The organism is Arthrobacter sp. H35-D1, from assembly GCF_030063185.1.
In the GTDB taxonomy this organism is placed as follows: Bacteria; Actinomycetota; Actinomycetes; order Actinomycetales; family Micrococcaceae; genus Specibacter.
Window position 1 is genome coordinate 1 of sequence record NZ_JASISP010000024.1, and the last position, 11,574, is coordinate 11,574.

Sequence of the window (11,574 nt, forward strand, 5' to 3'; positions counted from 1 at the left end):
AACCGCCGGCAAACTGTCCGCGGGCCGAGCGCTTGGACAAATCTTCCGGCAACGTGACGGCAGCGAGGACTTTTTCCTTTTCGGCACGCAGGTGGTCGGCGTTGAAGGAGATGGGTTCCTCCATGGCTGTCAGCGCCAGCAGCTGCAGCAGGTGGTTCTGCATGACGTCGCGGGCCGCACCCACACCGTCGTAGTAGCCTGCACGGCCGCCGGTGCCAATGTCCTCGGCCATGGTGATCTGCACATGGTCCACGTAGTTGGCGTTCCACAACGGCTCGAAGAGCTGGTTGGCAAAGCGCAGGGCCAAAATGTTCTGGACCGTTTCCTTGCCCAGGTAGTGGTCAATCCTAAACACTGCATCCGGCGGGAAGACCGACTCCACAATGTCGTTCAGGGCCCGTGCAGAGGCCAAGTCGTGGCCGAAGGGCTTTTCAATGACAACACGGCGCCAGCTCTCGTCCTGGGTCTGTGCCAGTCCGTGCTCGGAGAGCTGGCGGCACACCAATTCAAAGGCCTTGGGTGGAATGGAGAGATAAAAGGCGTGGTTGCCGCGCGTGCCGCGCACTTCATCAAGCTCGGCAAGCGTCGTCTTCAACCGTTCAAAAGCGTCGTCGTCGTCAAATTCGCCCTGGACAAAACGGATGCCCTCGCGCAGCTGGTTCCACACGCTCTCGTCAAAGGGGGTGCGGCAATGCGCCTCGACGGAGGCCTTGACCTCCGCGGCGAAATCTTCATCCGCCCAGGAACGGCGGGCAAAGCCCACCAGGGCAAAACTGGGCGGCAACAAGCCACGGTTGGCCAGGTCGTACACGGCAGGCATGAGCTTCTTGCGTGCCAGGTCCCCCGTGACTCCAAAGAGCACCAGGGACGAAGGACCCGGAACCCGGGACAGCCGCCTGTCGCGACTGTCCCGGAGCGGGTTTCCATTGGAGGTTGAGGCAGAGTTGGACATCTGTTGGAAGGTACCCTTATGCGTCGAAGGGGCGGCCGGCAAGTGCGGCCACCGCGGTTTGAAGTTGAGCCACGCCGGCGGCCACATCCGTCATGTGCAAGCGCAGCACCGGACGTCCATGGTCTGCCAGCACGGCGGCATCGCCGGCGGCTTGGGCGGCAATCAGCTCCCCAAAGCTAAACGGCCGCTGCGGAATTGCCAAGTCCTGTGCGGCGGCACCGGTAACTTGCAGGAAGACGCCAACGGCCGGGCCACCCTTGTGGAACTGTCCCGTGGAGTGCAGGAAACGCGGGCCCCAGCCAAACGTGACGGGACGGTCCGTTGCTTCCGCCAGCCCGTCCCGGATCTCCGCCATGGAAGCGTGGGCCAGCCGGTCAAGGTACGCCTGAACGCTGAGGTAACCATCGGCCGGGAGCGCTCCGGCCAAGACGGTGAGCGCCTGGGCCAGCGTGGCGGCGCCAGCCAGCCATCCGGCGTCGTGGTTGGCTGTGCGCACCTCGATGGCACCGTCGGTGAACAGTGCCGGCGTGGGGGCCGGGGTGGCGTCCAGCATGCCGCGGGCCGCGGTCTTGGCCGCCTCTACGTCGGGCTGGTCGAAGGGGTTGATGCCGAGCAGGCGGCCGGCGACGGCGGTGGCAAATTCCCACACCATCATCTGCGCGCCCAGGCTGCCGGCAATGCTCACTTCATTTTCGCCCAGCTCAACGTCGGCATCCCCGGACACGAGGCGGACCACAAGTACATCCGCAGCGCCTGCACCGACCTCGGGCGATGCAGGTTCGGCGACGACGGGCAGCACGCCCGTGCCCTGCTTGCCGGTGGATTCGGCGATGAGCTGCTCGGCCCAGTCGGCGAAGCCAACGATGCCCGAGCCTTCATCGACGATGACAATTTTGTTGCGCAAGGGCGCGGTTCCGCCCAGGGCGGCGCCGAGGCGCAGTCCCACGTTGTCAACGTCGTCGTCGCGCAGCATTTCAGCGGCTTCTTCGGCCGAATCAAGCAGTGCGGCGATGTCCACGCCGGCCAGGCCGGAGGGGACCAGGCCAAAGGCTGTCAGCCCGGAGTAACGCCCGCCCACGTTGGGGTCGGCGTTGAAGACCTTGCGGTATCCGGCTTCGCGGGCCGCACAGTCAAGGGGCGAGCCCGGATCGGTGACAATGATGATGCGCGAAGCGGCATCGATGCCGGCCTTCGTGAACTCCTGCTCGAAGATGCGGCGCTGGGAATCAGTTTCCAGGGTGGAACCCGATTTGGAGGACACCACAATGGCCGTGGTGGACAAGCGGTCGCCCACCGCCGCCCGGACCTGGTCGGGATCCGTGCTGTCCAGGACGCCGAGTTCGACTCCGGCGGTGGCCGCTATGACTTCGGGTGCCAGGGAGGAACCGCCCATGCCGCAGAGCACGATGTGGTTGATGCCCTCGGCCCGAAGTTCATCGCGCAGGGCAATGATCTCCGCAAGCAGGGGTGCGGAAACTTCGGGTGCCTCGACCCAGCCAAGCCGGACGGCAGACTCGGCTTCGGCGTCGGCGCCCCACAAAGTGGGGTCCTTGGCGAAGATCCGGGAGGGCACCTGGTCGGCAACAAGGGACATCAGATGGGTGGCGCCGGCTTCCTGCGCGGCGCCGGTCGCTGCAAATGCCAGTGATGTCATGGTGCTTAGGATTCCGCACCTGCAGCATCCAGGGCGTCCTGGACATGCTTGAGCAATTCTTTCCAGCTGGCAACGAACTTCTCCAGGCCTTCAGTTTCAAGCAGTGCCACAACCTCGTTGTAGGAGATGCCGAGGCCTTCGAGCTGGTTGAGCAGGGAGTTGGCTTCCGCGTAGGTGCCGGTGATGGTGTCGCCGGTGACAACGCCGTGGTCGAAGGTCGCGTCGAGGGTCTTCTCCGGCATCGTGTTCACCACGTTGGCTGCCACCAGTTCGGTAACGTACAGCGTGTCCGGGTAGGCCGGGTTCTTGACTCCGGTGGAGGCCCACAAGGGACGCTGGGGGAGGGCGCCGGCGTCGGCCAGCAGTGCCCAGCGCTCGGAGCTGAAGACTTCCTCGAACACTTGGTAGGCAAGCCGGGCATTGGCCAGCCCGGCCTTGCCCTTCAGCGCTGCCGCCTCTTCGGTGCCAAGGGCGTCCAGACGGCTGTCAATCTCCGAGTCCACGCGGGAGACGAAGAAGGATGCCACGGAGTGGATGTCGGCCAGGTTGTGGCCGTTGGCCTTGGCCAGTTCCAGGCCGCTGAGGAAGGCGTTGACAACCGCGCGGTAGCGCTCAAGGGAGAAGATCAGGGTGACGTTGACGCTGATGCCTGCGCCGATGGTGGCAGTAATGGCTTCAAGGCCCTCAACCGTTGCCGGGATCTTGATGTAGACGTTCTTCTTGTCCACCTTGGCGTAGAGACGCTTGGCCTCGGCAATGGTGCCTTCGGTGTCCCAGGCCTTGCGTGGGTCGACTTCGATGGAGACGCGGCCGTCAACACCCTGGGTGGCTTCGGCGACGGGGGCAAAAAGATCGCAGCCGTCGGCAACGTCGGCCGTGGTGAGTTCAAAGACGGCATCCTCGGCACCGACGCCTGCGGCGGAGAACTTCTTCAGCTCCGGCTTGTAATCGGCACTCTTGGTGATGGCTGCTTCGAAGATGCTGGGGTTCGTGGTGACCCCTACAACGTTCTTTTCCGCAATGAGCTTGGCCAGGCTGCCGCTGTTGAGGCGGGTGCGGGACAGGTCGTCAAGCCAGATGGAGACACCGGCGGCGGAGAGAGCGGCGGTGGGTGTTGAGTTTGTCATATTGCTACTTCCTTAAGTTCGAGGGTCCTGCATTCTTCAGCACTGCAGGCGGGGGTTCCATTCCCCGTGCCGCCGGGAATCGCCGACGGCACAGAGGACGGGAGGAACAGGGCAGGCGGTTTTTGCTCCGCCTGGCGCGCCGGTGGGGCTAGGCGCTTGCTGCGACCAGGGAATCCTTGGCCGCGGCGGTGACGGCTTCGGCGGTGATGCCAAATTCGTTGAACAAGACCTTGTAGTCGGCGGAGGCGCCGAAGTGTTCCAGCGAGATCGACCGGCCTGCGTCGCCGACGATTTCCCGCCAGCCCAGGGCAAGTCCGGCTTCGACGGAGACACGGGCTTTCACGGCCTTCGGCAGAACCCGCTCCCGGTACTCGGCGGTCTGGGCGTTGAACCACTCGACACAGGGCATGGAGACAACGCGGGCGGCGATGCCTTCCGCGGCCAGCGCCTCGCGTGCCTCCACAGCCAACTGGACCTCGGAGCCGGTCGCGACGAGAATCACGTGGGGGGCGACCACTGCGCCGTCGGACACTGCCTCGGCCAGCACATAGCCGCCCTGTGCCACGCCGTCGGCCGATGCGAATTCGGTGGCGGTGGCTGCGCCGGTGCCGCGTGCATAGGTGGGGATGTTCTGGCGGGTCAGCACGATGCCGGAGGGGTTGGCAGTGGTTTCCAGGATCTTCTTCCAAGCTCCAGCCACTTCGTTGGCGTCGCCTGGGCGCACCACGGCCAGGCCCGGAATGGCGCGCAGGGTAGCGAGTTGTTCGACCGGCTGGTGGGTGGGTCCGTCCTCGCCCAGGCCGATGGAGTCGTGCGTCCACACGTAGATGGAGGGCACGCCCATGAGGGCGGAGAGGCGGATGGCCGGGCGCTGGTAGTCGCTGAAGATCAGGAACGTTCCAGAGTAGGCGCGGGTGGGGCCGCCCAGGTGGATGCCGTTGACAATGGCGGCGGCCGCATGCTCCCGGATGCCAAAGTGCAGGACGCGGCCGTAGGGTCCGCCGGACCAGGCAGCGGTCTGCCGTGAAGCGGGCACGAAGGAGCCGGTGCCTTCAAGGGTGGTGTTGTTTGAACCGGCCAGGTCGCAGGAGCCGCCCCAGAGTTCGGGCAGCACCTCGGCGATCGCGTTGAGCACCTTGCCGGAAGCGGCGCGGGTGGAGACGTCCTTGCCGCCTTCAAAGGCCGGAAGGTTCTCTTCCCAACCGCTCGGCAACTCCTTGTTCCTGATGCGCTCCAGCAGGGCTGCGTTCTCGGGATTGGACTGGGCCCAGGCGTTGAATTCCGTGTCCCAGTCCTTGTGGGCTGCGGCGCCTCGCTGCACAAGCTGGCGGGCGTGGTCCAAGACATCCGGTTCAACGTCGAAGTGCTTTTCCGGGTCAAAGCCGAGAGCTTCCTTCACTGCGGCAACTTCGGAAGCGCCCAGGGCAGAGCCGTGGATCCCGCCGGTGTTCTGCTTCTTCGGCGCCGGGTAGCCGATGATGGTGCGCAGGGAGATGATGGAAGGCTTGTTCGTCTCGGCCTTGGCTGCGGCCAACGCCGAGTGCAGCTCTTGCACGTCCTCGACGTATTCGCCGGTCTTCGTCCAGTCCACCCGCTGCACATGCCAGCCGTAGGCTTCATAACGCTTGAGCACGTCTTCGGAGTAGGCGATGTTGGTGTCGTCTTCAATGGAGATGTGGTTGGAGTCGTACACAACCACCAAGTTCCCCAACTCCTGGTGTCCGGCCAGGGAGGACGCTTCGCTCGTGACACCTTCTTGCAGGTCGCCGTCGGAGGCAATGACCCACACGGTGTGGTCGAACGGGCTGGTGCCCGCTGCGGCGTCGGGGTCCATCATGCCGCGCATGCGGCGCTGGGAATAGGCAAAGCCAACGGCGGAGGCAAGGCCCTGGCCCAGGGGGCCGGTGGTGATCTCAACGCCCTTGGTGTGCTTGTATTCGGGGTGTCCCGGGGTCAAGGAACCCCAGGTGCGCAGTGCTTGAAGGTCGGAGAGTTCCAAGCCGTAGCCGGAGAGGAACAGTTGCACGTACAGGGTGAGCGAGGTGTGGCCGGGGGAGAGAATGAAGCGGTCGCGGCCCAGCCAGTCGGGATCCGAGGGGTCCAGACGCATGATTTTTTGGAACAACAGGTATGCGGCGGGCGCCAGGGACATGGCGGTTCCGGGGTGTCCATTGCCCACCTTTTCAACGGCGTCGGCAGCCAAAACGCGGGCAGTGTCCACTGCACGCTGATCGTTGGCGGTCCAGGTGAACGATGGCAAATCCAAATGTGACACTGACGGGTCCCTCTCGTTATGGGCATAGATGGTGCGGGTGCATGCAGGCATGCACAACAAACTAAAAACCTGTCGCGACCGTTCTTTCACGAAAACCCCTGCCACCCCCATGATGCTTGGGGGTCATGGGTGGGGGAAGTGGATTCCCGCACGCCAAGGCTGCAGCATGCTCCGGCCGGGTCGGACGTCTCTAAAGTTACACGAGTTGGGGCCCCACATGCGATTAGTTTTCATATGTTGAGAATTTCCATCTCAATCCGTCCCTTGTGCGGCCTTGGTGCAGTAGTCGGGGGAACGGCTATGATATGTAGAGTCCCAAACCTGTGCGTTGGCCTTTCCTTGTGGGAGCGGCGGCGTCATGGGTGAATTATCTGCGCCGAATCAACAACGAAACATGGTGACATTACCCGTGAGTGCAACGCATCGCCCGGCCGCCGAAACTTCTGCAAAAGTTTCGATCGGTTTTTCGGAAAAGGCCAAGGGCTACCTGGCCCTGACAAAACCGAGAGTCGTGGAACTGCTTCTCGTCACCACTTTGCCCACCATGTTTTATGCGCACGGCTTTGCCGGCAACATTGGCGTGCCGAGCCTGTGGCTCATGGTTGCCACCATGGTGGGCGGCGCCTTGGCAGCGGGTGCCTCCGGCGCCTTCAACTGCTACATCGACCGCGACATTGACAAGGTCATGCACCGCACCTCCAAGCGGCCGCTGGTGACGGGCGTCATCACCCCGCGTGAAGCGCTGGTGTTCTCCTGGATCCTGACGGTGCTGGCGGTGGTCCTGCTGTGGAGCATCAACCCACTCACGGGAATGCTCGGAATCGGTGCCATCTTCCTGTACGTGGTGGTGTACTCCCTGATTCTCAAGCGGCGCACCACGCAGAACATCGTGTGGGGCGGAGCGGCCGGTTGCATGCCGGTGCTGATCGCCTGGGCGGCCGTGACGAACACTGTTCAGTGGCCCGCCGTGATTCTTTTCATGATTATTTTCCTCTGGACCCCGCCGCACTACTGGCCCCTGTCGATGCGGTACAGCGACGACTACAACGCCGTGAACGTCCCCATGCTCGGCGCCGTGGCCGGTTCACGCACTGTGGCAGTGCAGGTTGTGCTTTACACCTGGGCCATGGTGGTCTGTTCGCTGCTCATGGTCCCGCTGGGCGGGGCCGGGATCGTCTACACGGTGACCACCGCTGCCGCCGGCATCTGGTTCCTGTACGAAGCCCACACGCTCTACAACAACTCCACGAAGAACCTTGTCACCAAGCAAAACGCCATGAAGGTCTTCCACGTCTCCATCACGTATTTGACGCTCGTGTTCCTGTCCCTGGCCGTGGACCCCTTCGTCGGGTCGCCCTTGATGGGCTAGCAGGTTCTTGCAGAACGACGGCGGACGGTGCCTCCCAGCGCGGGGGCACCGTCCGTTTTTTTGTGCCCGCAACTGCTGTGTCACGGGGGCGAACGTTGTGTTGACACGTCGGGACGACACCGGAAGGTGCCACAACGCCAGGGGTTTGGTGGCGACGCAACTCACTTCGAACGCGGGAGGTCACGTGGAACTGTTGACCAGCGCCGACACTGCTGCCTTGGCGAAGCCTGGAGCCGGGAAAACAAACGTTTCCCTGTTCATGCCGACGCACAGGTTTGGCAGGGGAGTCGAGAGGGACCGGCCTAGATTCAAGAACCTCGTGGCCGGCGTCGAGGCGGTGCTGGAGAAAACGATGCGGTGTCCCGAGATCGACTCGCCACTCGCCCCCAGCGCACCTTCCGGGTGGCGGCACCGCTGCCGACACTTGCCACGGTTGGGGACAAGCCGGTGCTGGGCCCATGCTCCGGCTGCTCTCCGGCGACGGCCAGTTTCTGGTGCTGGCACTGAGCCAGCGTGAGATTCGTTGGATGGAAGGCAGCCGCAACACGGTGGAGGGTGTCCAGCTGACCGCCGTGCCCACCAGCCTGAAGGATGCGGTCACCCCCAAGGAGCCCCGTTCGGACACCATGGCCCGGCCAGCGGCGACAGGCGGCCGTGGCGGCGGTTCCGCCATCTTCCACGGGCACGGAGCAGGGGATCGTCACGTGAAGACCATAGAGGTGGAACAGTTCCTTCGGGACGTTTCCAATGGGCTGAAGGAGGTGCTGGCAGGCCAGACCGTCCCGAGGGTGTTGGTCGGGCCTGATCACCTGGTCTCCGCCTACCGCGAGGTCAACACCTACGCGAACGCCGTCGAAGGGGCTGTCAAGCACAATCCGGACAAGCTCTCCATCGAGGAACTGCACAAGATGGCGTGGCCGCTGATCGAACAACGGCTGCGCGCCGACCGGGCACGGGTGATCGACCGATTCCACGAACTGCAAGGTACCGGGCGTGTCTCCGGCGATCTGGCGTCCGTTGCCGAGGCGGCAGCTGCCGGCCGTGTGGAGACGCTCTTCGTCAAGGCACACCCGTGGTGCTGGGAACGAGTTGTCGGCGAAGACGTGCCTGTCGTGGAGCTCGGCGCGGACCCGCGGTTCGCGGACTATGAATTGGTTGATGCAGCGGCGGTGGCGACGCTCGCCACGAATGGGCGAATCTTCACAACCTCCGAGACAGTCGCTTCCGGCAGCGAAGTTGCGGCAATCCTGCGGTACTAGGAGCCGGCTGCGACGACGTCCTTGCCGCGTCGCAGCGCCACGTCGATCAAGTTGGTGGCCACGGCCAGCGTCAACGAAGCACCCAGCATGTGAACCCCCACGAGGATCACCGGGATGCCGGTGAAGTACTGCCAATAGCCGATGAAGCCTTGGAACAGCACCGAGACAACGAGCAAGAATGCTGCGTTGCGGAGCATGTCGCCGCGGGGACTGCGCCAGAGCAGGATCACCAGCAGGACGGCGGTGGCCACCAGCACATAGACGGGCACCACGTGGATGCGCGTGGTGAGGTATCCGTCCAGTTCCATGCGGGGGGAGGTGGAATCGCCGGAATGCGGCCCCGATCCGGTGACAAGGGTCCCGAGCACCACGGCCAAGTAGCTTGCGACAGCGGCGACCACGCTGAGTTGGCGCACCAGTGGTCGGGCCCGGACAGCCGTGGCCGGGGACGTGCTTCCCGTGCGTCCATAGGCGCGGTTCACAAGCAACATGGAGACCACAACCAGGGCCGCCGAGACCAGGAAGTGCAGGCTCACCACATACGGGTTCAGGCCCGTCAGCACTGTGATGCCGCCGATGACGGCCTGCGCCGGAATGCTGGCCAGCAGCCCAAAGGCCAGCCAGAACAAGTCCTTGCGCTCCTTGCGCAGATTCCACAGCATCACCAGCAAGGCAAGCCCGACGGCGGCCAGGGCGAAAGTGAGCGTGCGGTTGGCGAACTCGATGAAGCCGTGAATGCCCATTGCCGGAGTGTTGGTCAGCGATTCGGCCGTGCACTTGGGCCAGGTGGGGCAGCCAAGCCCGGAACCCGTGACACGAACAACGCCGCCGGAGACAATCAGCACGCCCTGGCCGAGCAGCGAGGCAATGCTCAGGCGCCGGATGGCAGGGGTGACCGCTGTGGGAAGTTTGCCGGTGATGTTCCGCACCGTATTTGGCAATGGTGGTTGCGGCGCTCCCTGCGATGTTCCTTGTGATGCCTTGCTGCTATGACTCACTTCAGTGACGCCTTTCAATTCCATTTGAACCATTTGACTGCAGCGACGGAGGCCATTGCTGCCCACGCCAGCAGAACGAGGAGACCCCACAGGTCAAGCCGGCTTTCGATCAGGGCCGCCCGCATGAGGTTGCCCAACGCCCCCGAGGGCAGCCACTGCACGATTCCTTCGAGGGTGCTGGAGAACTTGCCCGCCGGCAGCACAATCCCGCCCACGGCTGCAAACAAGATCCAGCCCAGGTTGGTGATGGCCAACGTGGCTTCCGGGCGCACCGTGCCAGCAATGAGCAGGCCAAGGGCGGTGAATGCGGCAGCGCCCAAGACCAACAGGGGGATGCCCAGCAGTACCCCGGCCAGCGGCGGACGCCAGCCCATGAACGCGGCAACTGTGGAAATCAACACCACTTGAAGACTCAATGCCACCAAAACGGCCAGGACCTTGCCCGCTATCAAGCCGCCCTTGCCCAGTGGAGTGGTGGAGAGGAATCGCAGCACGCCGTAGCGCCGGTCGAATCCGGTGGCAATGCCCTGGCCCGTGAACGCGGTCGAAAGCGCGCACAACGCAAGGATGCCCGGAGCCGCGATGGCCACGCGCGAATAACCCATGCCGTCAAGCAGGGGAGTGGCGACCAAGGCCACCAGGCCCAACAACGGCATGACCACCATCAGCACCAATTGTTCCCCGTTGCGCAGCATGGTGGCTGCTTCATACTTGCCTTGGCTGATGATTCGGCTCGTCAGTGATGCCGCCTGGCCGCCAGGGGCTTGGTGGAATAGCGTGCTCATGAAATCCCCATGGTTTCAGTTTTGGCGGCCAGATCCGATTCAGCTGGTTCGTCCGGTTCAGCTGAAAGGCCGCCGTTGGAGATGGCCAGGAACACATCCTCCAGCGACTGCGACGCCAGGTGGACCGCAGTGGGCATGATGTGGTGCTGTGCGCACCAGGAACCGAAACGGCCCAAGTCCGCCGATTCCAGCTCGCCGGCAAGGCTGTAGCTCCCGGGACGGGTCTCGGTGCAGGAAAGTCCGGGGCGCAGCAGGGCAGAGACGTCCAGCCCCGCGGCAGCTTCAAAAGTCATGACGCGGTGCTTCTGGGCCGACGTCGAGTGTTCCAGCAGCTCCTGCACGGTGCCTTGGGCCACGGACTCGCCCCTGTCGACGATGTAGACGTAGTCGGCGAGGCGCTGGGCGTCGTCGAGCAGGTGGGTGGTGAGAACAATCGCCTTGCCGCTGTCGCGCAGTTCCCTGATCAGCTCAAAGACCATCAGACGCGACTGCGGGTCCAATCCGGCGCTTGGCTCGTCAAGGAACAGTACCTCGGGATTGCCCAGCAGGCTCGCTGCCAGGGCGACGCGCTGCTTTTGCCCCCCGGAGAGTCGACGGATGGTGGTGTCGGAAAAATCGCCGATGCCCAGTCGGGCAACCAAGGCGTCGACACCGAGCGGGTTGGCATACAGGCCGGCAACGTGGCGCAGCAAAGGAAGCGGGCGGGAGGCAGGAGGAAGCCCTCCATCCTGCAACATGACGCCCACCCGGGCACGAAGGCCGGCGTCGGCGTGTTGCGGATCATGCCCGAGCAGCGAAATGCTGCCTCCGGTCCGCTCCTGCAGGCCCTGCGCACACTCAATGGTGGTGGTTTTGCCTGCCCCGTTGGCGCCGAGCAGCGCGGTGACTGCCCCGAAGTGCGCTTTGAGGCTAATGTTGGAAACGATGCGTTTCATCCGGCCGTCCAACGCCGCAAGGGGCCCCACGTCCTTGATGAGCCCCGAGATTTCCAGGGCAGGGGAAAGTGTCTTTGTCACGCGGCCATTGTACGCGAAACACTTGGGTGTTCCGTCCGCAAATGCGGGGACGGGGCGACGTCGGGGCGTGGGTAGGCTCACCTTAGTGGAAACGGTACCTCAATTACGGCATACTTGTGTTGTCTATTGTTGTGCATTA

The 11,574-nt window shown here is 63.9% G+C and carries 9 protein-coding genes; 2 read left to right on the forward strand and 7 right to left on the reverse strand.

The features are described 5' to 3' along the window. From QMG25_RS17310 to tkt, 4 genes are all read right to left on the reverse strand, one after another. Nucleotides 1-952 (reverse strand): glucose-6-phosphate dehydrogenase (locus tag QMG25_RS17310; RefSeq protein ID WP_283462295.1); only part of this gene is annotated, 952 nt, incomplete at its 3' end. A 16-nt stretch (nt 953-968) separates the two neighbouring features. Further along, entirely contained in the window at nt 969-2,606 is a 1,638-nt protein-coding gene (locus tag QMG25_RS17315) for a glucose-6-phosphate isomerase (RefSeq protein ID WP_283462297.1), read from the reverse strand. A gap of 5 nt (nt 2,607-2,611) precedes the next feature. Next, nucleotides 2,612-3,733: a transaldolase gene (tal, locus tag QMG25_RS17320; RefSeq protein ID WP_283462299.1), complete on the reverse strand. Its 1,122-nt coding sequence runs from the start codon at nt 3,731-3,733 to the stop codon at nt 2,612-2,614. 148 nt (nt 3,734-3,881) lie between these two features. Beyond that, nucleotides 3,882-6,059 (reverse strand): transketolase, encoded by a 2,178-nt coding sequence (tkt, locus tag QMG25_RS17325; protein ID WP_502866436.1) that lies wholly within the window; start codon nt 6,057-6,059, stop codon nt 3,882-3,884. A gap of 346 nt (nt 6,060-6,405) precedes the next feature. Here tkt and QMG25_RS17330 point away from each other — a divergent pair, with 346 nt between their 5' ends. Together QMG25_RS17330 and QMG25_RS17335 are read left to right on the forward strand one after the other, a co-directional pair. Continuing rightward, nucleotides 6,406-7,377: a heme o synthase gene (locus tag QMG25_RS17330; protein ID WP_502866438.1), complete on the forward strand. Its 972-nt coding sequence runs from the start codon at nt 6,406-6,408 to the stop codon at nt 7,375-7,377. A gap of 458 nt (nt 7,378-7,835) precedes the next feature. Further along, entirely contained in the window at nt 7,836-8,636 is an 801-nt protein-coding gene (locus QMG25_RS17335) for a baeRF3 domain-containing protein (protein WP_283462304.1), read from the forward strand. On the opposite strand, the gene QMG25_RS17340 is transcribed toward QMG25_RS17335, so the two are convergent. Genes QMG25_RS17340 through QMG25_RS17350 form a run of 3 tightly spaced genes read right to left on the reverse strand, consistent with a single transcriptional unit; the run spans nt 8,633 to nt 11,435 of the window. Further along, nucleotides 8,633-9,634: a COX15/CtaA family protein gene (locus QMG25_RS17340; protein WP_502866437.1), complete on the reverse strand. Its 1,002-nt coding sequence runs from the start codon at nt 9,632-9,634 to the stop codon at nt 8,633-8,635. The two genes, QMG25_RS17335 and QMG25_RS17340, sit on opposite strands and share 4 nt — an antisense overlap. A gap of 14 nt (nt 9,635-9,648) precedes the next feature. After that, on the reverse strand, nt 9,649-10,419 hold the full coding sequence (locus QMG25_RS17345; RefSeq protein WP_283462305.1) for an ABC transporter permease: 771 nt from the start codon (nt 10,417-10,419) through the stop codon (nt 9,649-9,651). Continuing rightward, nucleotides 10,416-11,435, reverse strand: a complete 1,020-nt coding sequence (locus tag QMG25_RS17350; protein ID WP_283462307.1) for an ABC transporter ATP-binding protein — start codon at nt 11,433-11,435, stop codon at nt 10,416-10,418. The genes QMG25_RS17345 and QMG25_RS17350 overlap by 4 nt, the downstream gene beginning before the upstream one ends. Nucleotides 11,436-11,574: the final 139 nt, after the last annotated feature.